Origin of the sequence: Bradyrhizobium sp. JYMT SZCCT0428 (assembly GCF_018131075.1) — a bacterium.
Lineage (GTDB): Bacteria > Pseudomonadota > Alphaproteobacteria > Rhizobiales > Xanthobacteraceae > Bradyrhizobium.
The window spans coordinates 37,438-61,471 of sequence record NZ_JAFCLS010000050.1 but is presented as its reverse complement, the minus strand read 5'-3'; the positions used below and the strand labels follow the sequence as shown (position 1 = coordinate 61,471).

Here is a 24,034-nt window from a genome sequence, read left to right as displayed (position 1 = left end):
ATTCAGTACAAACGAGTGACACCACGTTTCTTTGCAGTGTCCAGCATTCGCAATGGGCGAACCTGGTACAACCGCTGCAACCGGGTAAACGAATACATGAATTGCGTCCTAATAAATTATCCAGCTGCGGAAGACCGTCAGTGGGATTCGGTCGTAACTCGGATCAGCCTGTCGCTCGGAAACTAGCAGGCCTAAATCTGCCGCGAGAATGCTGGGTCGAAGACCCGTACAGATACCCGGCCCGTGTTCAAACCGCACATGCGGCCCCCGGGAGGCCGCCGATTTACTTGCCGACCGGCCTTGCGGTGATGGCGCTGCGAAACGCGAGCGGCGAGGTAACGGTCGAAATGGTTTCCGTGCCCTCGCCAACGCCCTGAATAGTGAGGTCGCCATAATTCATAAGACGGCCAAGAATGCTCTGGTTGACATCGACGCTCTCGACTTTGTCGAGGCTCATTTCAAATGTTCGGCGCTTGATGAAGCCAGTCTTATGGACGACCCGCATGTTCGTGACATCAGTCTCAGTCGTCCAACGATGAAACCAGGCAGTCGCCGTCCAATACAGGGCCGCAATCCCGGCCATTGCTGCCAAGGCTAGGCAAACAAACGTCAGCAAATCACTCGCAACAGTGCACCACAGCACCAGAAAAGCAATCGTCACGGCCCACGCCGCGATTGCAGGGAGAAAGTACATCCAGTGTTCATTGGTCGAATACAGGACCTTCTCGCCGGGCTGCAAGATTTCGTCGATATAGCGTCCCATAGGCTAGCCTCATCGTCCCGTTAGGCTGATCAGGTTCCGATTCAGTCGTCTTCGTTACGTTGATCTATCGCAAGCCTTCGAGTGATCAGTCCGTAACAATTGTGCTGCTTGAACATGATAACCGGACATCCTCCAGTATGTGATGGGTGATCGCACACAGATTAGGGAGAAGAAAATGCTCAGATTGATCGCTACTGCTGGCTTCGCCTTGTCAGTTGCAGTATCGGCGCAAGCGATGACACCAGCGCCGATTGCGCAGCCCGACAGCATGATCACGGAGATCGCAGCTGCCTGCGGCGTCGGCAGGACCCGCGTCAACGGTGTATGTGTGGCAAGAACCACTGTTCGTCAGACCCGGCGAGCCGTCCGCAGATGTGTGAGAGGGACAACTTGTTAGCTGGTCGTTCTCGAAATCCGGCGGTCGAGGCAATGGTGATCCTCACGACCCCGACCGCTGGCTGGGAAGCGAGCAAAAAGATACTCGCTTCGATGATGTTGCCGGCGCTCGCGCCGGGCTGCAAGGCCGTCGCTGCTGCACGGTCGGAATCAAGACGTGGGATCACACCCCGTTTCGGGTTAAATGGCATGCGCCGTTATCGACGGCAGGCGAGCGACCGCTTTGACACGTGGAAGGCATCCGATATTTTGGAAAGAAAGCTGGCAAATGAACTACATCTCCGGCGGCTTCTTCATTATCGCAGATTAGCTCGACCCGGCTCTGGAGTGGCCGTCCGGCCCCAGCAAATAGGCGCGGTACTCGTTCATTTGGGCGACGCACTGCCGGGTGAGGTTAGCCACTCGTTGATGTGGTTATTTCCGCTTGCCGGGCGCGGCGCATTAGGTCGTCACGCTCTTTGCTCGGCGGTAACATTTTAGCTTGCTCTCTAAACCTTCGGGCCTGTTCTGCCAGTCGTTCTTCAAAGGAAGCTACGTGCTTGATGCGGCGTCGCTCCATGACGCGATCCTCCTGACTTTTGCACCTCCCATAAATCTAAAACCCGGGTCCGATTTCCCCACCAGATCGACTACCTGCCGCTCGCGCGGTGTCAAATTCGCGACATGAGCGCGAACCATCTCCAGCCCGATCTTTTCGCCACGCGCCACTTCATGACGCGCCACGGCCCGCTCGACGGCGTTAAGAAGCGCGTCCGACGATACGGGCTTGATCAGAAAATCCTCCGCACCTGACTTGACGGCGCGCACGGTGGTTCTGACATCAACTAAACCGGTGACAAATATGATAGGCAGCGTCGAGCCGAGTTCGTTCAGGCGCTCTTGCAGCTCTAGGCCGCTTAGTCCCGGTAACCGCACGTCGAGGAGGACGCAGCCCAATTCGCTTTCGCTCGGTGCAAGCGTTGGCGGTAGGTGTCGGTGCAGGTGATGGCATCACCGCCTTTCCTCGCACAGCTGCTTGAGCTGTGGACATGTAGCTTGAACGGAGCGCCCCACACGCACCCAAACGTTGCAACCGAAGTTGAAGACCGGTGCAGAAGCCTTACGGCAATCAACTAAGCCATTGATATAACTAGATATTTTTTTGCAATAGTTTTTGCGCGCGGATCAATTTGCTACCGTTTTGCAACCCAATGACCCCAAACTTGCTCCCATCCGTGGTTAGGCCTTTGCAAAACTCACCACCGCCGAATCCTCAACTGCCCTTAGTGATCACTCCCTTCTTGCTCGGTCAACGGCTTCATCGATCACGAACAGCGGTACGAAGAACGACTCCCGCCTACACTCCTACTGGTGAAGTTGTAGTCGCCTACAAATCGAGCGAAGCCCCGTTTGTCCTAAGCCATTCCTTCCGCTCCCGGTATCGCGGCAACACCTTGTCTACCTCGTTCCAGAAAGCATCCGAATGATCACGGTGTCGCAGGTGGCAGAGTTCGTGCACAACAATGTAGTCAATGACGGTCTGCGGAGCCATCAGGGTCTTCCAATGGAAGTTCAATGCGCCGCCCACCCCGCAGGATGCCCAATGGTAACCCAGTTCTTTGACGGCAACCTCACCTGGCTCCACGCCGACCAGCGGGGCAAGGCTTTGAACCCGTTCCGTGAAAATCTGGAGCCCTTTCGCTATGTAGAAATCCCGGAACGCCTTGCGTGCGGCCGGCTCTCCTTCTCTGGCGATAAAGGCTTCGGACAACTCCCAACGCCCGTTCTTGAGGCGCAACGGAACGTCGGCATCGGTGACGAACTTCAATCGATAGGATCGTCGCATGCCTTGAAGAGCAGACTGGTGAGTTGGGAAAGGGGCCTGACGGGCTTCTGAGGGCTACCACATGGGCGGGCCGGCTGTACCTCTGGGCCGTCTGGCACCAAACAAAGGGCGCGTGCTCGGGCGGCGGATATGGTCCATAGGCGTCATTAATTGTAAGCCGCGTAGGCATTTGTGGACGGATCGCGAATCGAAATCTCTTAGCTAACTTGGGGATGTCCGTTGATTTCATGTTATTTTTTTCCAAGTAGCTTCGCAACCAGAGTGGCACATCCATAGTCCAGGACACCTTCATAATGATCGAAGCGTTCTTCGTGACGCTGGTAAGTGGCCCATCGCATCCACTTGGGCTTTGGAGGCAAGTCCCATTCATCAGGATCAAGATCAGCAATCAGTCGCGCCTTGATCCTGGATTTGCCGGCGTGCGCCCGATTCGCGGGATCATGGAACTGCGACCGGTACGCCACACGCCTGCCCCACGTTTGACGGCTGCAAAACCGCGTTGCCCCGCTCGGCTTCCAGAGCACGGACGCTCGCCGGTTTTTGACTGGGCAAATAAAATACCATTGCCGGCCACCGAAATGTCGCTCCTCCGGGACCAGCGTGATCCGCTGGTCAAGGTCGCCAACCTGAATTCGTAACCAGCCTTCAAATTGGCCCGTCATGTCGGCGCTGATCAAACCACTTGCGATGTCCCCCCAATAGGAATGGGTCCATTTGATCCCGCGAAAACCAATGTTTGCTTCGCGCCGGACGAAGCCGATTCGCGCGAGTCGGTTCAGGTCGAGCTTCAATCCATCCTGCAGACAAACCCGCTCACGCTGTCGCGGCATCTTGGTCCCCTTCCCGAGCGGCTCGCTCGCTACAGCGCACCTTGGGGGCGCACTTCGCGGAACGCTCTCTGTTGGTCATGCTCGGCTGCTCCACCCCCTGGTAACCTATATGTGTCCCATCGGAGGTACCGAGAATGCTGGATTCGGCTCGTGGCGGTCCCACCAGAGATACCGTGGGCGCCCTTTGGGAATGCTTGGTCCCATTGCAGGTACCGGTCGGTCCCATCACCGGTACCGTCGGGGTTTCAGGCGGGACCGGCTTTTGGTTTTGAGATGACCATCTGACAAAATCCTTCGTAGGAAGCGCACCGGTCAGATCGCATCCAAATTCTGTCAAACGCCATTCGGTACTATGACGATTCTTCAGGCTGAACGCTCCCTTCTTGCGCGCGACAACAAATCCGCGGTCTTGCAAGGCCTGTAGTGCACGAGCGGCTGTCGACTTTCCGACCCGAAAGGTCGAAGCCGCTTCGCGAATGCTGTAACCAATGCTTCCATTATTGCTTCCATCGCCGGCATATCTTGAAGCGATTTCGACATAGATGGAACGCTCCAAAGCCCCAAGGCTTTGCCACGCTTCCGTCTGCATCAAGTAGTGATACAAACGGACGTGGCGAAGCATCTTTGTCTTGCTTCTTCGCGCAGCGGATCGGGACACGTAATCGCCTTTCGAGCACTTGAGATCAAACTAGGGCACGTCGGATTTTAGCGAACTATCGAGCTTTTGCTCCAAGGCACGTATCGGCACACGTAGTAGCTTGCCGATCTTAATCGTTGGGATGTCCCCGCGCTTCGCAGCTTCGTAAGAAGCGTTGCGGCTTAGACCGAAATACTCTGCGCCCGCCTCGGGGACCGTCATCGTTTTGGGTGTCGTGGCCACTGCCAGTCTCCTTTAATGGTGTATCGCCACCACTAATATAGAAGCCTACTATAGTGTCCGCAAGAGGAAGAGGTGGACATTCACCACCTTTTGTGTACAGCTTTGGTCATGGCTGGTTTGAAATCGTTCCTTTTGGCCGTGGCTCCCCTGCTAGGGGTTACCAGTGCAGCTCTCTACGAAAGGCAAAGGGCGCTGGTTGCTCTCGGTGCACTCAAGTCTGCCCCAGGCCGCGGCCCGGGTAGTGGCGTCCCGTTAACCGCCGAAAATTTCGCGGCAATTCTGATCAGCGTGTTGGCTACGGAGAATTTGTCGGACGTGGACAAGCGCGTAGTTTCTCTCATAAACGCCCCCCCGGTCCGGGTGAACATCAACGATTACTCTCGCGAATGGGGCAATACCAAAGGGCAAGTCTTGGTAGACGCGGTTAGCTCAGCGCTTTCTGGGAAAAAACTTAAATTTCCTGCTCCCGATGGGAATATTTTTGACATGCCAATCACTGCAATCCGCATCACCCGCTCCTGGAGAGCGCAACTACTGGTGAACAGATCCACAGAGATTGAATACAAAGCAAAGTGGTCATCGTTTCAGAGGCAACCTCCGCCGATAAGCATCACCGCGGAAATCGAGGGCAAGTCGCTCGACAACCTGATCGCATTTACGCAGGGCGCCTTGAGTCAGGCTGCGGAAGGGGATGACGAATGAAAGGACACATTCGCGAAAGAAGCCCTGGCCATTGGGCGATTGTTTTCGACGTCCCGGATCCGAAAACCGGGAAGCGCCGCAGAAAGTGGTACTCCTTCAAAGGGACCAAACGGCAAGCGCAAGTCGAAAGCGCCCGTCTCATTTCGGAGTTCAAATCCGGCAATGCGCTGGAGCCGACCAAGACGACAGTGAGCGAGTATTTGGAAAAATGGCTTGAATACATCAGGACCCAAGTCAGCCCGCGGACCTTCGAGCGTTACGGGGAGATAGTCAGAAAGAACATCAGCCCGCTGATCGGCACCATTCAACTAACGAAGCTTTCGCCAATGGCCATCTCGACAGCGTACTCAACCGCCCTGACCAGCGGCCGGCGGAAAGGTAGCGGCGGATTGTCTCCCCGGACCGTGCATCACTGTCATCGAGTGCTAAAACAAGCGCTGACACAGGCGGTTCGCTGGCAACTGATGGGACGGAGCCCAGCCGATTCCGTAGATCCGCCCAAGGTTGAGCGGACGGCCATGACCACCTACGACTTAAAGCAAACGGGTGAGCTGATCGAGGCTCTCCGGGGGACCTGTTTGTTTATACCCACTCTCCTCGCCGTCCTCCTCGGAATGCGTCGGGGAGAGATCGCAGCCCTCCGCTGGCGATCCGTAAGCCTGGAAACGGCGCAACTGGCCGTGGTGGAGAGTGTGGAACAGATGAACAGCGCCGTCCGGCTAAAGCCGCCCAAGAACGGCCGGGCGCGGACCGTGGCGCTGGGTCGAACGATCGTTGAGGAACTGCGCGCTTACCGCCTCACTCAAGCCCAAGGGCTTCTAAAGCTCGGCGTGAGGCTATCTGACGACAATTTCGTGTGTGCCCATGCCGACGGCGAGATGATGGAGCCGGTCTGGATCACCCGGGAATGGGCGAGGGTTATCCGCGGAACCGGCCTCCCGCGCTACCGCTTTCATGACCTTCGGCACGCCCATGCGACCCATCTGCTCGCGTCCGGCACCCATCCCAAGGTCGCATCGGAACGCTTGGGACATAGCAAGATCGGGATTACCCTAGATCTTTACAGCCACGTGATGCCTGGAATGCAAGAAGACGCTGCGGCACGGGCAGATGCTGCCCTAAGGGCTGCCAAAAGTACCAACAATTGAAATGGTAGCACAAGGGTAGCAGAGCGCCTAACAAAGAGCTGCTAAGTAATTGATTTATTGGCAGGGGCGGCAGGGCTCGAACCTGCGACAACCGGTTTTGGAGACCGGTACTCTACCAACTGAGCTACACCCCTACGCAAACCATGCGTCGCCGCCGGTTTCGGCCCGTTTCAAGCATAGGCGGTGCCCCGATTGCAAGGGCGAAGCCGCGAGCGGCCCTCTGGAAATCGGTGACCGCCCTGTTCAAGTCAAGGGTTCTGCGCCAAACTTGCTCCCACAACAACAAGAGCCAAGAGCAATGGGAGAGACCATGAACGCGCAGACCGCCCCCAAACACGCCGCCGCCCCGCAGACCCCGTCCCTCCCCCACGCCAAGCCGGAACAGATCGGGTTGTCCACCGCCCGCCTGCAACGCATGTCGGACGCCTTCAAGCGCGAGGTCGACAAGGGAACCCTGCCGGGCGCGACCGTGCTGGTGGCCCGCCGCGGCCAGATCGGCTGGTTCGACGCGATCGGCCGGCAGGCGCCCATCCTGTCCGCGCCGATGGCGCAGGACAGCATCTTCCGCATCTTCTCGATGACCAAGCCGATCGTCTCCATCGGCGTCATGATGCTGATCGAGGATGGCCACTTCCTGCTCAGCGACCCCGTCGCGAAATTCATCCCGGAATTCGGCGGCCAGAAGGTCGGCGTCGAGCACAACGGCCAGCTCGAGCTGGTGCCCCTGAAGCGACAGATGACGGTGCAGGACCTGCTGCGCCACACTTCGGGAATCACTTACGACCACACCGGCAACGGGCTGGTGCAACAGCTCTATCAGCAATCGCGGCTGCGCAGCCGCAAGATCACCAATGCCGAACATGCCGTCATGGTCGCGAGCATGCCGCTGATCTGCCAGCCCGGCGCGGAATGGAATTACAGCCGCTCCACCGACATCCTCGGCCGCATCATCGAAGTCATCTCCGGCAAGTCGCTCGGCGCCTTCCTGACCGAGCGCATCCTGGCGCCGCTGCAGATGGCCGAGACCGCGTTCCACACCGCAGAGGAAAATGCCGGCCGGCTGGCCGAGGCGTTCCCGACCGATCCCTGGAACGGCGACAAGGTCCAGCTCTTCAACATGCTTGAGAAGCCGGTGATGGAATCCGGCGGCGGCGGGCTGGTGTCGACCACGATGGACTACGCCCGCTTCAGCCAGATGCTGCTCAATGGCGGCACGCTCGACGGCGTCAGGATCGTCAGCCGCAAGACGCTGGAACTGATGGCGTCCGATCACCTCGCCCCGTCAGTCAAGGTCAACTCGCCCCTGATGCCGGCCGGCCACGGCTTTGGCCTCGGCTTTGCGGTCCGCACCCATGACGGCATGGCGCCGTTCCCGGGCTCGCGCGGCAACTTCTTCTGGAGCGGGATGGCCGGGACGTTCTTCTGGATCGACCCGAAGGAGGACCTGTTCGCGGTGTTCATGATGCAGGGCCCGGGCCAGCGGGAGTACATCCGCACGATGTTGCGGAACCTGGTGTACGCGGCGGTGGAGTAATCCCGTCGTCCCTGCGAACGCAGGGACCCATACTCCGCGGCCCATCCGTAACGCCGTGTCGTCCGCAACAATTGGCGACACGGCGTATGGGTCCCTGCGTTCGCAGGGACGACGAGATAGCGTCAGCTAATCGTCGCCCCACCGTCGATCACAATCGTCTGGCCGGTCATGAAATCACCGGCCGCCGATCCCATGAACACGGCCGCGCCGGCGATCTCGTCGGGGGTGCCGATGCGGAGCAGCGGCGAGCGTGCGGTCGAGGCTTTCAGGGTATCGGGATTGTCCCACAGCGCTTTCGCAAAATCGGTCTTGATCAGGCCGGGCGCGATGCAGTTCACGCGGATGTTGTGCTTGCCGTATTCGCAAGCGAGGTTGCGCGCGAGCTGCATGTCGGCGGCCTTCGAGATCGCATAGGCGCCGAGCACGGTCGAACCCTTCAGACCACCGATCGAAGACACGATGATGATCGAGCCGTCCTTGCGTTCGATCATCTGCGGCACGACCATGTTGATCAGCCAGTTGTTGGCGACGATGTTGTTGTCCAGGATCTTGCGGAACTGGTCGTCGGAGATGCCGCCGAGCGGACCATAGTAAGGATTGGACGCGGCGTTGCAGACCAGCACGTCGATCTTGCCGAAGGCGCGGTTGGATTCATCGACGAGGTTCTGGAGATTTTCCTTGCTGGAAATGTTCGCCGCGATCGAGACCGCCGTGCCCTTGCCGAATTTCTCGTTGATCGATTTGGTGACGGAATCGCAGACGTCCTGCTTGCGCGAGGAGATCACGACCTTGGCGCCGTGCTCGGCCATCCGCTCGGCGATGGCAAGGCCGATGCCGCGCGTGGAGCCGGTGATGACGGCGACTTTGCCCTTCATGTCGAACAAGCTCATGTCTCTCTCCCAGTTGTTGGTCCGGCATTACACCGGTTGTCGTTTTTCAGATTCAAACTAAGCAGCCTTTGCGGTTTTCGACAACGCTCAAGCAAGCTTCGTCGCGGGCGGAACGACCTCCGGCCCCGCCGGCTGATGCATCGCATTGTGCGAGGGGTCGGCAATCCATGGCTGCTGGTTGACCATCGGAAGCCGCCAGATCGATTGGCTTCCGGTTGCGATGTGATCGAGCCGCGTCACCGATACATTGTCGACATCAAAGGCGAGGCCCTTGTCGGGTTGACCGCCCAGCGCAAGACCAATGGCGGCCTTGATGGTTCCGCCATGCGCAGCGACGATGACGTCCTTGCCCGCCTGCTCCTTCGTGATGCGCTCGATCGCGCCGCGGACGCGGTAATAGAGGTCCATAAAACTCTCGCCGCCGGGCGCGGGTTCGTCGATCGCCGCGAACCAATGGCTGCCGGCGGGACGGCTGGCCAGAAACGCCGCGCGATTCATGCCCTGCCATTCGCCGAGATGCTGTTCGGCAAATGCCTTCTCGTGCGGCATGTCGGCGGGCTTGGGAAAGCCGGCAGCCCAGATCGCGGCTGCGGTCTGATGCGTGCGCTTCAGATTGCTTGCATACCAGACCGCGTTGCGCGGCAGGATTTTTCCGACCGCGTCGAACACCACGCGGTCGCTGGTGTCGCAGCCCAGATCCTTCTGCCCGTAGATGCAGCCGCCGTCCTCGCGGACCGGCGCGTGCCGCACCCACCACCAGCGCGTCGTGACCTCATTCGGTTTGCCTGGATTGGACATCGCCAAAGTCCCTCAATAGTGTTTGCAATCGTCTTTGATGTCGCTGTACGTCAGAGCACGCACCGCCTCAAGTCACTTCGACGTTCTTGAGCGTTTGAAAACTTGTTTGAAATTCCGCAAGGCGGCAGACGCCGACCTTGTATATTCCAGGGAGAAACTTCATGGGCCGCCTCGAAGGCAAATCCGTCATCATCACCGGCGCAGGCAGCGGCATCGGACGCGCGGCCTCCTTGCTGTTCACCAAAGAAGGCGCAAAACTGATTGCGGTCGACCGCAGCGAAGCGGTGAAGGAAACCGCAAAGCTCGTCAGCGACGCCGGCGGCATTGTCGAAGCCGTGATGGCGGATGCGGGATCGGAAGCCGACGTGAAGGCCTTCATCGACACGGCGGTCTCGAAATACGGCAAGCTCGATGCGATCTGGGCCAATGCCGGCGTCAGCGGCGGGCTGGTTCCGATTCCCGAACAGACGGTGGAGCACTGGCAGGAAGTGCTGCGCATCAACCTGATCGGACCGTTCCTCGCGATCAAGCATTCGATGCCACACATGATCAGGCAGAAGTCGGGCTCGATCGTCTGCACCGCTTCCGTCGCAGGTCTCAAGGCCGGCGCCAGCGGACATCCCTATGGCGCGAGCAAGGCCGGTGTGATCAGTTTGGTGCAAACGACCGCCTATTCGCTGTCCGGCACCGGCGTACGCATCAATGCAGTCTGTCCGGGCCTGATCGAAACCGGTATGACCAAGCCGGTGTTCGATCGCGCCAAGGAGCGCGGCACCCAAGACAAGATCGGCCAGCTCAATCCGCTGAAGCGCGCCGGCCAGCCGCATGAACTCGCAGCGATGGGACTGTTCCTTGCCAGCGACGACGCGTCCTACGTCAACGGCCAGGCGATCCCGGTCGACGGCGGCCTGACGGCCTCGATGCCGTATACGGGCAAGCCGGTTTGATTGCTGCGTCCCCAACTCCATCAACGCGTCGTCCCGGCGAAGGCCGGGGCCCATACCGCGTGATCTCTCGATGAAGACGCGGTAACAGAGACCGTTCGCAAAACTTCTTCCTGTGGCTATGGGTCCCGGGTCAAGCCCGGGACGACGGCGGTGTTTGTTGTTGGCACCGTCATTCAAACGCAGTTTCGCATTCTCGCGACGCATTGCGCCCGAGGTTTGCCAGCAACTTCCCGCCCTCTCATGAGAGGGCGCAGGGAAGACCGGGTGCGCGCTGCACCCGCGGTCCCGTGTGCGGTTTGCACTAAGTAGGCTGCACACGAGCATACAGGGCAGCGGAGAACACCCGGCCTTCCCTGCGCAATGGCTTTACGGCTTATGCCGTGATCTCCCCGGAGACGAGTTCTTGGTTGACTCCGTCGCTGCCGTTCCCGCTTGCGCTTCTCCGACAGCTTGACGCCTGCAACGGGCGCCAGGACCACACGGTTTTGCCGTACGCTTTAATCCACGCCGTCGTCAGGCGTGAACCAGCGTCCACCGCATCCCGCCGCGCGTTCGTGACGTGCGCACGCCCCTCTTGTCGGGCGGGACGCGACGATTCAAACCGCTGATTTGCCCGACGAGGGAAGCGGAATTTTGCCCGTCGGGTTGTTTTGTCGCAGGCAACCGTCATTGCCTGCGACAAACGCAAAGCGTTTGCGCAAGGGAGCGAAGCGACGAAGCAATCCATTCCTCGGCTGGGCGCGCGATGGATTGCTTCGCTGCGCTCGCAATGACGGGGAAAAACCGTTCCCTACAACACCTGATGGACGTCGATGACGACGCGGTCGGCGTGGCGGGCGGCGGAACCGATGAAGAGGTTTTCCATCAGCCAGCGGTATTTCTCGTGGCCGGTCTCGAATTTCGGCACGGTGCGGAAGTAGATCAGCCTGGGGTCGACCGGCTCGCCGCGCTTGAGTTTTTGCAGCAGATCGACCGGGCCGAAGCGAAGGCCCTTGTTCTCGACATAGACGGTCGCGCCATCGTCGGTCTCGAAGGCGTATTTCGCCTCCAGCTCGATCAGCTCGTTGGGGCGGATGATCTGGAAATCCGCGCCGAACGCGCAGATCTTGCCGTTGATATCATCGCCGCGCACCTCGCCGCCCAGGATCGGGATGATCCGGCGCACGCCGTGGCCGGTTTCGCCGGCCGAGGTCACCTCGCCGATGTGGACAGTGAGCGTGAAGACATACTTTGTCTCGAGCTGCGGAGTCATGGAAGTCCTTTTAGTGGAGCATGATCTTAATCGGAAAACCGGTACCCACTTTTCCGGATCATGCTCTACCCCATCATGCGTTGCGGCAGCCAGAGCGCCAGGATCGGAAATGCAATCAGGATCACGAGGCGGATCAGGTCGGTCACGACGAACGGGATCACGCCGCGGAAGATTGTCGTGAACGACACGTCCTTGACGACGCTCTTGATGACAAAGACGTTCATGCCGACCGGCGGATGGATCAGGCCGAGTTCCACGGTCATCACGATGATGACGCCGAACCAGATCGGATCAAAACCAAGATGCATGATGACCGGGAAGATGATCGGCACCGTCAGGATGATCATGGCCATCGCGTCCATCAGGCAGCCCAGCACCAGATACATCACCATGATCAGCGCGAGGATGCCGTAGGGGCCGAGCCCGAGGCCGGTGAGCAGTTCGGTGACCTTTTGCGGGGTCTGCGTCACCGTGAGGAAATAGCCGAAGATCAAGGCGCCGATCAGCACGGTGAAGACGGCAGCTGCGGTGCGGGTCGCCTGCAGCAGCGAGTTCAGGATTTTTTCCTTGTTCAGCCGCCCGGTGAGCACGCCGATCAGGAATGCGCCGGTGGCGCCGACACCGCCGGCTTCCGTCGGTGTAAAGCGCGGCAGGAACGGCAGGCCGTAAAGTCCGCCGATCACGAAGACGAACAGCAGCACCGGCGCCCAGATGTCTTTCAAGCCGGCAAAGCGTTCGCGCCAGGTGGTTTGCGGTCCCTTCGGCAGGAAGTCGGGCCGGAACCAGCCGATCAGCGAGATCGTGATCATGTACATGGCCATGGCGAGCAGGCCGGGAATGATGCCGGCCATGAACAGCTTGCCGATGTCCTGCTCGGTGATGATGCCGTAGACCGCCAGCACCGTCGACGGCGGCAGCATCGCGCCCAGCGTGCCGCCGGCCGCGATCACGCCGGTGGCGAAGGATTGCGGATAGCCGAAGCGGCGCATTTCCGGATAGGCGACGGCGGAGAATGTCGCGGCCGTCGCCACCGACGAGCCGCAGATCGCGGCAAAGCTGCCGCAGGCCGCGACCGTGGCGATGCCGAGGCCGCCGCGCAGATGGCCGACGAAGCCGTTGGCGGCGCGAAACAGTTCGCGGCTCATTCCGGAATTGCTGACGAAGGCGCCCATCAGCAGGAACATCGGAATGACACCGAACGTATAGTCGGTCACCGTGCGCATCGAGGTCTGGCCGACCATCTTGAGCGCCGGGGAAAAGCCGACGAGATAACCAAAGCCGGTGACGCCGACGAGGCCCATCGCCATGCCCACCGGCACGCGCAGCAGCATCAGCGCGAACAGCGCGACAAATCCGAGAATGGCGACCGCGTCGGTGCTCATGATGCCCTACTCCACCGTGGTTTCTTTGGCATCATGGATGTCTTCCGGATGGAAGATCAGGCGGTAGGTGCGGATCGCGATCAGCAGCACCGCGGAGGCGTCGCCGGCCCACGCGATCGCGAAGAACGGCCAGGTCGGCATCCGCATGTCGAAGGTCAGGACATTGTCGTTGTAGGTGCCCTGCACCTTGTCGAACAGCGTCCAGGTCTGCACTGCCACCACGAACAGCAGCACCAGGGTGGCGAAAACGTCGATCATCCGCTGGTATTTCGGACCGACATTGGCCCAGACCAGATCGACGGTGATATGGCCGCCGCGATAGCTGGTCGCCGCGATGCCCCAGAAGATCAGGATGCCGAGCATCATGCGGCCGATGTCGAAGGAATCCGGGATCGAATAGTTGAAAATGTTACGCAGCAGCACGGCCAGGAAAATGTTGGCAGCAACGATGCCGACAAATGCCGCCGCGATCCATTCGATCGTATCGATGAAACGATCCATCGAAGCGCGATTCATGTGGGGAGGTCCTGTGACGTCGAATTGAACCGGTGTGGCTTGGGGCTAGCTTCACCTCTCCCGCTTGCGGGGGAGGCAATAGGCCGCCTCGGCGGCCGTTCTTGGATGGGGACGCCGAAGCGGAATTTCAGCTGTGGCGCAGGCGTTGTGTCGCGGAAGGTCTCTCCACACGAACATATGACTCGCGGCGACACCCCCACCCCGCCCTCCCCCGCAAGCGGGAGAGGGAGACCACGAGTCCTCTACTGCGCCAAAGCGTTATGCTTGGTCAGTTCGGCGCGGAGCTCGGTCATCGCGGCATCGGGGTCGCCGCCGGCTTTCTTGACGTTGTCAGCCCAGGTCTTGATCAGCGGCTCGGACGCCTTCTTCCACAGCGCGGTCTGCTCCGGCGACAGTTTGTAGACTTCGTGGTCGGGCAGCGCCTTGATCTTTGCAACACCGGAATTCTCGTAGATGCCCCAGGGCTCGCCGACGCGGCCGGCGGCCTCGGTGTTGCAGTTGTTGTCGATCGCCTTCTTCTGGCGGTCGGACATCTGGTTGTACTTGTCCTTGTTCATCACGAAGGCAAAGGTCGTGACATAGATCGGCGCCTCGATGTGATACTTCGTCACCTTGTCGATGCCGAACAGCAGCACCGACCCCCACGGGAAGGTGACGGCGTCGGCGACGCCGCGCTCGATGATGTCGCGGACCTCGGGCGCCGAGGACTGCACGTTGGTGCCGCCGAGCAGGGTGACGTAATTCGCCATGGTGGCGTGGGCGGGGCGGATCTTCATGCCCTTGATGTCGTCGGGCACCACGATCTTCTTGGTGCGCGAATGAAACGTGGAGGGCGAGTGGATGAAGCCGAGGCAGAACTTGACGTCCTTCATCTCCTTCTCGGCATATTTGCGGTACCAGGCGTCGAGCGCCATCGAGCCGCCCTTGGCGTCCGACATCAGGAATGGCAATTCGCCGGCGCCGATGATCGGGAAGCGGCCGGGCTGATAACCCGGATTGATGTAGGTGACGTCGGCGATGCCGTCGCGCGCCATGTCATAATGGTCGAATGCCTTGCCGAGCTGCTGGGCCGGAAACACCTTGTACTTGATGGTGCCGCCGGATTCCTTTTCGACCGCGGAGCCCCAGTCTTCCAGCGCCTTCTGCAGCGGGTGCGACGCCGGCACCCAATGCGACAATTTCAACTCGAAGTTTTTTTCCTGCGCCATCGCAGGCGTCACACTGGCGGCGAGCAGCAGCGCCAAAAACGCTTTTCTCATCGACATTCTCTCCCTTTGCGCATGAAGGCGGGCTTGGCGCCCGGTCTTGTTAATTAACATGTTATATAGTTGGCGCGGCTTTTCAAGCCGAACGTGTTGGCGCGACACCTCCGTTCACCCGTTGCGAAGACGGCCTTGCGGTGCAGCGCAACAAACGACAATGTTTCGCACCAACGCTCTTTGCGAAAATTGTTATATGATATAATTATCATTGCAACACCTGGCGCAAGCGTCGGCGTGCCAATCTGTATCAGACCATGGGAGCAAGCAATTGCGGACTAAAGTCGCAATCATAGGTGCCGGGCCGGCTGGATTGTTGCTTGGGCAACTACTTCACCGCTACGGCATCGACAACGTCATTCTCGAGCGCCAGACCCCGGAATATGTGCTCGGCCGCATCCGCGCCGGCCTCTTGGAAGAGGGTACTGTGGCGCTGCTTGACGAGGTCGGCGCCGGCGCGCGCGCCCATCGCGAGGGCCTCGTGCACCATGGCGTGGAACTGGCGTTCGGCGGCGCGCGGCACCGCATCGACATGCATGCGGCGACCGGCAAGACGGTCATGATCTACGGCCAGACCGAGGTGACGCTCGACCTGATGAACGCACGCAAGGCGGCCGGCCTCACCACGGTCTATCAGGCCAGCGAGGTCAAGCCGCATGATTTCGATACCGACCGTCCGCGCGTCACCTACACCAAGGACGGGGTTGCCCACGAAATCGACTGCGACTTCATCGCCGGCTGCGACGGGTTTCACGGCGTCAGCCGCGCCAGCGTCAAACCCTCGGCGATCCAGACCTTTGAGCGGATCTATCCGTTCGGCTGGCTCGGGATTCTTTCGGAAACCCCGCCGGTCAGCCATGAACTGATCTACTCCAACCATGCGCGCGGGTTTGCGCTGTGCACCATGCGCTCGACCCAGCGCAGCCGCTATTACGTGCAATGCCCGCTCGACGACCACATCGACCAATGGCCGGACGAGCGGTTCTGGGACGAATTGAAACGCCGGCTGGACCAGAAGGCGGTCGATGAACTCGTCACCGGGCCGTCGATCGAAAAGAGCATCGCGCCGCTGCGCAGCTTTGTCGCCGAGCCGATGCGGTTCGGAACAATGTTCCTGGCCGGCGACGCCTCCCACATCGTCCCGCCGACCGGCGCCAAGGGACTGAACCTCGCAGCCAGCGACGTGCATTACCTCTCGAGCGCGCTGCGCGAATATTACGACGAGAAATCCAGTGCCGGGATCGACAATTATTCGGGACGCGCGCTGACGCGGGTCTGGAAGGCGGTGCGGTTCTCGTGGTGGATGACGTCGATGCTGCACAAATTCCCCGATCAGGGCGAGTTTGGCGCGCGGATTCAGCTGGCCGAGCTGGAATATCTGGTCAGCTCGAACGCGGCGTCGGCGTCGCTGTCGGAGAATTATGTGGGGTTGCCGTTGTAGAGCAACGCCGTCATTGCGAGGAGCGCAGCGACGAAGCAATCCATCCTTCCTCAAGCGCGGAGAAATGGATTGCTTCGCTTCGCTCGCAATGACGGGAGGGATCGTCCTGCATTTCAAACACCCATGCGAATCCCGTTTAAAACTTTGTAGGCGGTGACTTCGCAGGCGCATTGCGTTCAATGACGAGAAACATCGTCAGCACGTGAGCCGCACATGACAGTCAGCGAAATCCCCCATGGTTTTGAGCTTCACACCCGCAAGAGCCCGCTCACCGAACCGTGGGAACCGCTCTATGCCAAGCGGACCGACAAGGCCGTGGTCATCGGGCTGCGACTTGCAAAACCGCACACCAACGGCCGTGGGCTGATCCATGGCGGGCTGATCGCGGCCCTCTCCGACAACGCGATGGGCTATAGCTGCGCGCAGGCGACGAACTGGACGACGTCATTCGTGACGATCGGGCTCGCGGTTGACTTCATCGGCACCGCGGAGGTCGGGCAATGGCTTGCGATCGAGACCGAGGTGATCAAGACCGGCCGCACGATCTGCTTTGCGCAGAGCCTGATCAAGGCCGACGACGTCGTGATCGCGCGGGCCAACGCGACGTTCCGCGTGGTGCCGAAGAAGGCGCCCGTCGTAACAGAACAAGTGTGACGCGGACGGTTGCAGTCAGCCAAAACGCCAATCCACAGTCTCCGTCACCAGATCGATGAAGGTGCGCACTTTCGCCGACAGCAGCCGCGAGGTCGGATAGACGATGTGGATCGGCAGCGCCGGCTGCTCGAATTCCGCCAGCACGATGCGGAGCCTTCCCGCTTTGAGTGAATCGGCGGCCTGATAGGCCAGCACCCGGGTCAGGCCGCCGCCCGCTTCCGCATATTGGATCGCGGCGTCGGCGCTGTTGGAGGTAAACCGCGGCGTGCTCGAGACGCGTATCTCACGGCCCTCGGCGGCAAAGCGCCAATCCGGTGCAGCGGTCATGGCGCCGAAATGAATGGTATCGTGGTTCGCTATCGCCTCCGGCGTCTTGGGCTCGCCGCGCCGCTTGAGATAATCCTTCGAGCCCACCACGATCCGCCGCATCTCGCCGACATGGCGCGCGACCAGCGTCGAGTCCGGCAAATGGCCGATCCGCACCGCGAGGTCGACGCCCTCTTCCACCAGGTTGATCATTCGGTCCGACAGCCGCAAATCCGCCGAGACGTCGGGATAGCGTTTCAGATAGGCCGTCATCACAGGGCTGACGTGAAGCCGGCCAAAGCCGTTCGGCGCGGATACCGTCAGCCGGCCGCCCGGCCTGGTGCGCTCGCCCTCGGCAGCGCTTTCGGCCTCCTCGACATCGCTGAGGATCTGGCGGGCGCGCTCCAGGTAACGGGCGCCGGTGTCCGTGAGCGTCAGGGACCGCGTGGTCCGCTGCAGCAGCCGGGCGCCAAGTCGGTCCTCCAGCGCCGCGATCAGCCGCGTCACGCCTGATGGCGACAGCCCGAGCTTGCGCGCGGCGGGGGCAAAGCCCTGCAAATCGGCGACGGTGACAAAGGCCTGCATAGCGTCGATACGGTCCATGCCCATTATTTCATATATTGCAATAGTGTCGTGTCAATCGGGATGATTGTTTTAAATTTGCAAGGGACCATCTTGGAGCGGAAGAACAGGCGCCGTTAGCGCCTTTGGCGAGAGGGTTGCTCCGATGTCAGACGTTCACACCTATTCCAGCGATGTTGCCTTCACCCCGGCCGTGAAGGCGGTGCAGGCGCGCAAGGGATCGCGCGACGCCTATGCCCGGGTCGAGGAGAACGGCGGCTGGCGCACCGAGATCGACGAGAATCTCGCGGGCTTCCTGGGCGAAACCAACAGTTTCTATCTCGCCACCGCCTCGGCCGCCGGCCACCCCTACATCCAGCATCGCGGCGGCCCGAAGGGCTTTGTCAAAATCATCGACAAGAACACGATCGCGTTCGCCGATTACAGCGGCAACCGGCAATACATCACGCAAGGCAACCTCTCGGAGAACCCGCAAGCGCATATCTTCGTGATGGACTATGCGCATCGCAGGCGCGTCAAGATCTGGGGCGAGGCGCGCGTGGTCGATGACGACCCGGCGCTGACGCAGGCGCTGATGCCGAAGGGATACAAGGCGCGGCCCGAACAGGTCATCCTGTTCCGGATCTCGGCATGGGACACCAATTGCCCGCAGCACATCCCGCAAAAATTCGACGCGGGCGACGTGGCGAACGCCTTGGCCTCGCGCGACGCCCGCATCGGCGAGCTAGAGGCGGAACTGGCCGCATTGAAGGGCCAGCCCCGCGTCGGCGATTAGCTGCCGTGGCGTCCAGATTGGAAACGCCTTAAAAATACGGGGCGCGAACTTTCAAAGGGGAGACGCCATTGCCTGGAACAGTCGCTTCCCGAGCCGCGGCATTGCTGATGCTTTGGTGCGTCCCGGGTGCGCTGATGGCCGATGCATGGGCCGCACCGCTGCAGCGCGTAGAGTTTGAAAGCGCCTCTCAGCGGCTCGTTTCGGGCACGCTCATTGCCGGCGAGCGCATCCAGGGCGATCTCGCCAAGCCGGATGGCGTCGGTCCTTTTCCCGCGGTCGTCGGACTGCACGGCTGTGCCGGGATGCACGGCACGACAAAGCAAAAATTGACCGATGAACTTGTCGCCCGGGGCTATGTCGTCCTGCTCGTCGACAGCTATGCAACGCGTCTTGGTACCGATCACGCCTGCACATCAAGCGCGTTTGCCACCTTCATCAGGCGCAGGCCGGATGCTTACGGGGCGCTCGTCTTCCTGGCTGGGCAAAGCTTCGTCGATCCGCGCCGTGTGGCTGCGGTCGGCTTCTCGGCAGGCGGCCGGGTTGCCCTCTCTGTGGCGGAGCCCAATTCGTTCGAACTGTTCGGGCCTCCAAGCAATCTGCGGTTCCGGGCGGCGGCGGCGTTCAATCCTCCGTGCAAGCAGGCGATGGCACGTCCGGAGATACCCACGCTCATCCTCATCGGGGCCCTCGACGATTGGACGCCGGCGGCAGATTGCTCCGGTAAAGTCGCCAGCTGGGGCAACGAGGGGCCGCCAGTCGAGCTGATTGTCTATCCCGGCGCGCACCACGGATTCTATTACCCGCACCTGAAGCCCGGCACGACCCTGTTTGGTCACTGGCTGGAATACAATGGCGAGGCAGCTGATAATGCAAGTCAGCGCCTGCACCAGTTTCTCGATCGCCATCTCAATTGAGGGCATGCCGATCGCTGGTGAGGCCACGGCAAGTTGGATCAAAATGAAAACTCGCCCGTGTCGTCCACGGGCGAGTTCGCAAACGTCATCCGATCAATAATAGCTGCGGCAAACGTTGATCGGGCCGTAGGAGGTCACCCGCCAGCAGCCGTAGCCAGCGTGGTGGTAATGGCCGTGATAGTGGCCGTGGTGGTGATGGCCATGATGATGGTGGCCATGATGGTGATGGCCGTGATGATGGCCGTGATGGCCATGGCCGCCGTGGCCACCGTGCCCGCCGTGGCCACCATGCCCGTGCCCACCGGCAAACGCGGCGCTATTGACAGACAGCGAGGCAGTGCTCAGTGCGAGAACCGCAATCGCCGACACAATGAGTTTCCTGATCTTGGTCATAGTCATTCTCCGATTTGTGCAGCGCGAGTATCGCCTGCTGTGATCGGGAACGTAGCCAAGCCGAATGTCGTGCGATGTGACGGAGATCACTCAGGCCGCTGGAGCGTGCCGGTTCCTACCCGGCACGCCGGAGATGCGTGAACAGACCTGCTTACGCAGCCTCCTGCTGCAGCGGCGCCCAGCTGAACTCGGGATAATATTGCAGCATCATCCGGTCGACATAGGCGGTCAGGTTGCCGAACTTCTCGGTCTGCTGCCGCAGCGGCGATTCGAAGTACGGCGTCAGGATGCCGGCGATCGCACCGAAGGCGGTGGCATCGGTGCCGCAAGGCGTGTCGCCAAACAGATAGGGCTTGTCGCCGAGTTGAACCGACAGCGCAAACAGCGACCGGACCGCAAGATCGACATCCTCTTCCGGGGCGTGGCGGCCGAGACCGCTCAGCAGGTAGTTCTCCGCCACCCGGAACTGTGCGTCCTCGCGCAGCTTCTCACGCATGTGGTCCGGCGCGCCGTCGAAGAAGTGCGCTGGTCCCTTGGCGAAATTCTCGGTATCGACCCAGCGGGCGCCGACCAGTGCCCAATAGACATGGTGCTCGATCATCCGCTCGAACGCCCAGGTCTGCGCCCGTGCCTGCAGCGACAGCGGCGCGTCGAAATCGAAGCCGTATTTGCCCTCGATATGGGCGCGGATGAAGGTGGAATCGGCGACGCTCTCCGCCTCGTCGACGATGTATGGCAGCTGCCCCTTGGGCGAGGCCGGCGGCATCGCCTTCTCCTTGCGATAGGCAAGTCCAGCCATCTTCAGCTGGACCTCGGTCTTGGTCACAAAGGGGCTGATTTCCGGCAAGCCAAAGCCGGCGCCAAAGCCATAGAGCGTGATCATCCGAAAACTCCTGATTTCCTTAAGAACGTGGGGAAAGCCTAGCGACGCCCTGCTGCCACCGTGGTGTCAGCAGCAGCAATGCCGGCCGCGCCCCTCCTCTTCCCGCGGCGCACGGCGCCCACGGGCCCACGACAGCAACTGCCCTTGCGCAAAGGCACACATTGCTGTGAATGAACGCCATGCCAGCTCGACCATCGCCCAGCGCAGATCCGACGTGACGCAGTGGATGGAAACCAGCTGTTCCAGGGCGAAGGCCTGGGTATTCGCAAGACGCCTGCGGCTTCCCAGGGGACCAAATTCGCTGAAAATCGTCATGGACAAATTCCCTTCAGTTGAGGTGTTGTCCCGATATACCGACCCCCTGCTGCCAACATGCTGTCAGCATCAGCCAGGCGGACCTATGAAAAGTGGACTTGCGAAAAGAGACAAGAAAAGAGACTCGCCATGAGACGCGCCGACCGGCTGTTCCAGATCATTCAGGTGCTCCGGCGCACGCGAAAGCCGCTGACGGCGGACGCGATCGCGGCCGAACTCGAGACCTCGAAACGCACCATCTATCGCGACATCGCCACGCTGATCGAACAGCACGTGCCGATTCGCGGCGAGGCCGGCATGGGCTACATCCTGGAGAAGGGATTCGACCTGCCGCCGTTGATGCTGACGCCCGACGAGATCGAAGCCGCCGTGCTCGGCGCGCAATGGGTCGTAGGCCATGCCGATCCCGTGCTGGCGCGCGCCGCGCAGGATCTGATGGCGAAGATCGCCGACACGGTTCCGGAACGGCTGCGGCCTTTCGTTCTCGAACCTGCAAGCCGCGCGCGGTCGGTCTGGAACCGGGAACCGGACCGTATCGACATGGTGCGGACACGCGCCCAGATTCACGAAGGCAAGAAGATCACCCTGGACTATCGCGACGAACATGGCCGCGAGAGCAAGCGCACGATCTGGCCGATCGCCATCGGCTATCACGAGGCGGTGCGGATCATGGCGGCATGGTGCGAGCTGCGGAAGGATTTTCGGAGCTTTCGCACCGACCGGGTCGTCGACGCGGTGTACCACGACGAAAAATATCCGGAGCGGCGCGATCTGCTGCGGGCGAAATGGCGGCGCAGCCTGGTCTGGGAAGCCCCGAAGGATACCTGACCAATCCGCGACTGGCCGGGCGCATCATTCCGCGCTAAACGGCAGGAATGGATGAAGCCGGATCAACATCAGCCAGCGAAAGCCCCTGCCAGGCCTGCGGCGCCTGCTGCAGCTATTCGCAAAACTGGCCTCGATTTACGACCGAGGATGATGCCGACCTCGACCTGATCCCGGAAAAGTTCGTCAACGACCGGCTGTCGGGAATGCGCTGCGACGGCGACCGCTGTTCGGCGTTGTCAGGCAAGGTCGGCGAGGCGACCGCGTGCACCATCTATGCGGTGCGGCCCGAGGTATGCCGGACTTGCATGCCCGGCGATCCCGAATGCGCGATGGCTCGGAAAAGGCATGGGCTGGCGGTGTTGGGTTAACTCGTCCGTCGTCCCTGCGAAAGCAGGGACCCATACCGCGTGATCTATCGATGAGGCGCCGTGGCAGACGCCTTGTAAGATAATTGAGTTTTGTGGCTATAGGTCCCTGCTTTCGCAGGGACGACGGATGGAAAAACTTACGCCGGCACCGCTTCGGCGAGGTCTTCGTCGTCGAGATCTTCAATCGGAGCGAAGGTGGAGAGCGGCTTGGTCGAGAGCGTGATCGGCTTGCGGTTGCCGTAGGACGACGAGGGCACGGAGCGCGCGGCCGGTTCGCGGGACAGCGCGTAGAGGGTCGAGCCGACGCGCCCGCCCAGCGAGATCAACTCGCGCTCGGTGCAGCTGGCGGCAATGGCGAGGGCCAGCGAGTGCAGGTGGCTGCGGCGGTAGCAGAACAGCGCCAGCATTGCGCGCGTCTCGGAGGAGACACTCTCCACCAGAAGCGGCAGGCCGTTGGCGTTGGCGCGGTACATCTCGCCGAGCAACTCGTCCCGGACCGGGCAGAAATCGTTCTCGAAGGCTTCGCGGCTTGAAAACATTGCGGTTCTCCCTATCCGGAAGATGCAGTGCAATACTCTAACGAAAGGTTAACCACCCGTACCAGTAGTGTTCCGGTGCTCTTGCCAGTTTCGAACAAATCGGACCGGCGCAGCCGGTGATTCGCGCGGCGCAAATTGCGCCTAAACCCCTGCCGCCACGGGCTGGCTGGCGGTCACGTGCAGAGGCAGGCTATGCGTGAGGGAGGCTGGTGCCTATCCGGAATACTCCGGTCCGATTCTTGTTTTGACGCGTTTTCTTTACGCGAACCGGTATCCACCCCCGGATCAAGTCCGAGGGCATGCTTCGCTGGAAAACGCTCTGGCCGGATCAGTTCGCCGCCATGTAGATCGACAGGCCGAAGCCGGTGAGATGGTGCAGCGCCTGATCGACGCCGATCAGCGTCCAGAACCAGGGATGCTCATTCTCCAGCGTCACGCCGAAGGACGATGCGCAGATCCCCTTCATGCGGTCGATCGTGATGTGAATGGCGAAATCGATCAAGGCGACGAACCAGAACCGCGGCGCGACCACCATGATCAGCAGCAACGATGTCACGAGATGCACCGAGCAGTGCGCCAGCAACGGCATCGCCCAGCCGGTCTTCTGGTCCTTGCCGATCGCCATCCAGGACGTCTGAAAAATGAAGTCGGCAATGATGTGCTTCACCGTAAGAAGCAACATCCATCCTATCAGCGCAGCAACCGGGACCGACGACGACATGGAGGGAAACAACAAAGCTGACGCCCTTTGCTGGGACTAACGAGGTGGCAATAAAACCGGGGGTCTAGGCTGTCAGCGAATTTCTTCTCGAACCCGGACGTGAACGTTGCCGTTATTTATGGCACCTCCCGGACCGGAATGCACCTGTGAGTGGCTGGAAAAAAACATGGTGTGGCCCAACGGCGATACTGCG

General features: G+C 60.7%; 27 protein-coding genes, 1 tRNA gene and 1 pseudogene. 11 read left to right on the top strand and 18 right to left on the bottom strand.

Going from position 1 to position 24,034, the window contains the following annotated elements; translation table 11 throughout:
• Positions 1-186, top strand: a pseudogene (locus JQ575_RS35570) (hypothetical protein); the annotation flags it as partial.
• A gap of 97 nt (positions 187-283) precedes the next feature.
• Here the strand turns inward: JQ575_RS35570 and JQ575_RS35565 are convergent.
• From JQ575_RS35565 to JQ575_RS35545, 5 genes are all read right to left on the bottom strand, one after another.
• Positions 284-763 carry a PH domain-containing protein gene (locus JQ575_RS35565; protein ID WP_212037869.1) on the bottom strand — a complete coding sequence of 160 codons (480 nt, stop codon included), beginning with the start codon at positions 761-763 and terminating at the stop codon, positions 284-286.
• Positions 764-1,690: 927 nt separating this feature from the next.
• Positions 1,691-2,095, bottom strand: coding sequence for a response regulator transcription factor (locus tag JQ575_RS35560; RefSeq protein WP_249167128.1), 405 nt, complete (start codon positions 2,093-2,095; stop codon positions 1,691-1,693).
• Between the two features lie 430 nt (positions 2,096-2,525).
• Positions 2,526-2,984, bottom strand: a complete 459-nt coding sequence (locus JQ575_RS35555) for a M48 family metallopeptidase (protein WP_283842674.1) — start codon at positions 2,982-2,984, stop codon at positions 2,526-2,528.
• A gap of 230 nt (positions 2,985-3,214) precedes the next feature.
• Complete coding sequence (locus tag JQ575_RS35550; protein WP_212037868.1) at positions 3,215-3,775, bottom strand: hypothetical protein; 561 nt, start codon at positions 3,773-3,775, stop codon at positions 3,215-3,217.
• A gap of 727 nt (positions 3,776-4,502) precedes the next feature.
• The gene (locus JQ575_RS35545; protein WP_212037867.1) at positions 4,503-4,694 is read right to left on the bottom strand and encodes a helix-turn-helix domain-containing protein; all 192 of its coding nucleotides are present in this window, start codon (positions 4,692-4,694) and stop codon (positions 4,503-4,505) included.
• A 108-nt stretch (positions 4,695-4,802) separates the two neighbouring features.
• On the opposite strand from JQ575_RS35545, the gene JQ575_RS35540 reads away from it, so the two are divergent.
• Together JQ575_RS35540 and JQ575_RS35535 are read left to right on the top strand one after the other, a co-directional pair.
• Entirely contained in the window at positions 4,803-5,396 is a 594-nt protein-coding gene (locus JQ575_RS35540; RefSeq protein ID WP_212037866.1) for a hypothetical protein, read from the top strand.
• The gene (locus JQ575_RS35535; protein WP_212037865.1) at positions 5,393-6,544 is read left to right on the top strand and encodes a tyrosine-type recombinase/integrase; all 1,152 of its coding nucleotides are present in this window, start codon (positions 5,393-5,395) and stop codon (positions 6,542-6,544) included. The genes JQ575_RS35540 and JQ575_RS35535 overlap by 4 nt, the downstream gene beginning before the upstream one ends.
• A 58-nt stretch (positions 6,545-6,602) precedes the next feature.
• On the opposite strand, the gene JQ575_RS35530 is transcribed toward JQ575_RS35535, so the two are convergent.
• Positions 6,603-6,678, bottom strand: a tRNA-Trp gene (locus JQ575_RS35530).
• A gap of 176 nt (positions 6,679-6,854) precedes the next feature.
• On the opposite strand from JQ575_RS35530, the gene JQ575_RS35525 reads away from it, so the two are divergent.
• The gene (locus JQ575_RS35525) at positions 6,855-8,078 is read left to right on the top strand and encodes a serine hydrolase (protein WP_212037864.1); all 1,224 of its coding nucleotides are present in this window, start codon (positions 6,855-6,857) and stop codon (positions 8,076-8,078) included.
• A 122-nt stretch (positions 8,079-8,200) separates the two neighbouring features.
• Here JQ575_RS35525 and JQ575_RS35520 read toward each other — a convergent pair whose 3' ends face one another.
• Together JQ575_RS35520 and JQ575_RS35515 are read right to left on the bottom strand one after the other, a co-directional pair.
• Positions 8,201-8,968: an SDR family NAD(P)-dependent oxidoreductase gene (locus JQ575_RS35520; protein ID WP_192733886.1), complete on the bottom strand. Its 768-nt coding sequence runs from the start codon at positions 8,966-8,968 to the stop codon at positions 8,201-8,203.
• An 87-nt stretch (positions 8,969-9,055) separates the two neighbouring features.
• Complete coding sequence (locus JQ575_RS35515; protein ID WP_212037863.1) at positions 9,056-9,766, bottom strand: histidine phosphatase family protein; 711 nt, start codon at positions 9,764-9,766, stop codon at positions 9,056-9,058.
• Between the two features lie 161 nt (positions 9,767-9,927).
• On the opposite strand from JQ575_RS35515, the gene JQ575_RS35510 reads away from it, so the two are divergent.
• Positions 9,928-10,713 (top strand): SDR family NAD(P)-dependent oxidoreductase, encoded by a 786-nt coding sequence (locus tag JQ575_RS35510; protein WP_212037862.1) that lies wholly within the window; start codon positions 9,928-9,930, stop codon positions 10,711-10,713.
• 790 nt (positions 10,714-11,503) lie between these two features.
• Here JQ575_RS35510 and JQ575_RS35505 read toward each other — a convergent pair.
• The 4 genes from JQ575_RS35505 to JQ575_RS35490 all read right to left on the bottom strand — a co-directional run bounded on the left by JQ575_RS35505 (position 11,504) and on the right by JQ575_RS35490 (position 15,122).
• The gene (locus JQ575_RS35505) at positions 11,504-11,965 is read right to left on the bottom strand and encodes a DUF3237 domain-containing protein (RefSeq protein ID WP_212037861.1); all 462 of its coding nucleotides are present in this window, start codon (positions 11,963-11,965) and stop codon (positions 11,504-11,506) included.
• 65 nt (positions 11,966-12,030) lie between these two features.
• Complete coding sequence (locus JQ575_RS35500; protein WP_212037860.1) at positions 12,031-13,347, bottom strand: TRAP transporter large permease; 1,317 nt, start codon at positions 13,345-13,347, stop codon at positions 12,031-12,033.
• A gap of 6 nt (positions 13,348-13,353) precedes the next feature.
• The gene (locus tag JQ575_RS35495) at positions 13,354-13,863 is read right to left on the bottom strand and encodes a TRAP transporter small permease (protein ID WP_192737094.1); all 510 of its coding nucleotides are present in this window, start codon (positions 13,861-13,863) and stop codon (positions 13,354-13,356) included.
• A 242-nt stretch (positions 13,864-14,105) separates the two neighbouring features.
• Entirely contained in the window at positions 14,106-15,122 is a 1,017-nt protein-coding gene (locus JQ575_RS35490; protein ID WP_192737093.1) for a TRAP transporter substrate-binding protein, read from the bottom strand.
• Positions 15,123-15,393: 271 nt separating this feature from the next.
• Here JQ575_RS35490 and pobA point away from each other — a divergent pair, with 271 nt between their 5' ends.
• Complete coding sequence (gene pobA / locus JQ575_RS35485) at positions 15,394-16,563, top strand: 4-hydroxybenzoate 3-monooxygenase (protein ID WP_212037859.1); 1,170 nt, start codon at positions 15,394-15,396, stop codon at positions 16,561-16,563.
• 213 nt (positions 16,564-16,776) lie between these two features.
• On the top strand, positions 16,777-17,217 hold the full coding sequence (locus JQ575_RS35480; RefSeq protein WP_212037858.1) for a PaaI family thioesterase: 441 nt from the start codon (positions 16,777-16,779) through the stop codon (positions 17,215-17,217).
• Between the two features lie 15 nt (positions 17,218-17,232).
• Here JQ575_RS35480 and JQ575_RS35475 read toward each other — a convergent pair whose 3' ends face one another.
• Complete coding sequence (locus JQ575_RS35475; protein ID WP_212037857.1) at positions 17,233-18,126, bottom strand: LysR family transcriptional regulator; 894 nt, start codon at positions 18,124-18,126, stop codon at positions 17,233-17,235.
• 124 nt (positions 18,127-18,250) lie between these two features.
• Between JQ575_RS35475 and JQ575_RS35470 the strand changes: the two genes are divergently transcribed.
• Both JQ575_RS35470 and JQ575_RS35465 read left to right on the top strand, forming a co-directional pair.
• Complete coding sequence (locus tag JQ575_RS35470; protein ID WP_212037856.1) at positions 18,251-18,880, top strand: pyridoxamine 5'-phosphate oxidase family protein; 630 nt, start codon at positions 18,251-18,253, stop codon at positions 18,878-18,880.
• Positions 18,881-19,014: 134 nt separating this feature from the next.
• The gene (locus JQ575_RS35465) at positions 19,015-19,794 is read left to right on the top strand and encodes a dienelactone hydrolase family protein (RefSeq protein ID WP_212037855.1); all 780 of its coding nucleotides are present in this window, start codon (positions 19,015-19,017) and stop codon (positions 19,792-19,794) included.
• A gap of 93 nt (positions 19,795-19,887) precedes the next feature.
• On the opposite strand, the gene JQ575_RS35460 is transcribed toward JQ575_RS35465, so the two are convergent.
• The 3 genes from JQ575_RS35460 to JQ575_RS35450 all read right to left on the bottom strand — a co-directional run bounded on the left by JQ575_RS35460 (position 19,888) and on the right by JQ575_RS35450 (position 21,385).
• Positions 19,888-20,187: a hypothetical protein gene (locus JQ575_RS35460; protein ID WP_212037854.1), complete on the bottom strand. Its 300-nt coding sequence runs from the start codon at positions 20,185-20,187 to the stop codon at positions 19,888-19,890.
• A gap of 151 nt (positions 20,188-20,338) precedes the next feature.
• Positions 20,339-21,070, bottom strand: a complete 732-nt coding sequence (locus tag JQ575_RS35455) for a glutathione S-transferase family protein (protein WP_212037853.1) — start codon at positions 21,068-21,070, stop codon at positions 20,339-20,341.
• A 66-nt stretch (positions 21,071-21,136) separates the two neighbouring features.
• A complete protein-coding gene (locus tag JQ575_RS35450; protein WP_212037852.1) occupies positions 21,137-21,385 on the bottom strand; it encodes a hypothetical protein in 249 nt (82 codons plus the stop codon).
• 129 nt (positions 21,386-21,514) lie between these two features.
• Between JQ575_RS35450 and JQ575_RS35445 the strand changes: the two genes are divergently transcribed.
• Positions 21,515-22,213 (top strand): YafY family protein, encoded by a 699-nt coding sequence (locus JQ575_RS35445; protein ID WP_212037851.1) that lies wholly within the window; start codon positions 21,515-21,517, stop codon positions 22,211-22,213.
• Between the two features lie 47 nt (positions 22,214-22,260).
• Positions 22,261-22,581 carry a YkgJ family cysteine cluster protein gene (locus JQ575_RS35440; RefSeq protein WP_212037850.1) on the top strand — a complete coding sequence of 107 codons (321 nt, stop codon included), beginning with the start codon at positions 22,261-22,263 and terminating at the stop codon, positions 22,579-22,581.
• Positions 22,582-22,718: 137 nt separating this feature from the next.
• On the opposite strand, the gene JQ575_RS35435 is transcribed toward JQ575_RS35440, so the two are convergent.
• Entirely contained in the window at positions 22,719-23,120 is a 402-nt protein-coding gene (locus JQ575_RS35435) for a hypothetical protein (protein ID WP_212037849.1), read from the bottom strand.
• A 328-nt stretch (positions 23,121-23,448) separates the two neighbouring features.
• On the bottom strand, positions 23,449-23,802 hold the full coding sequence (locus tag JQ575_RS35430; protein ID WP_212037848.1) for a DUF3307 domain-containing protein: 354 nt from the start codon (positions 23,800-23,802) through the stop codon (positions 23,449-23,451).
• Between the last annotated feature and the right edge of the window lie 232 nt (positions 23,803-24,034).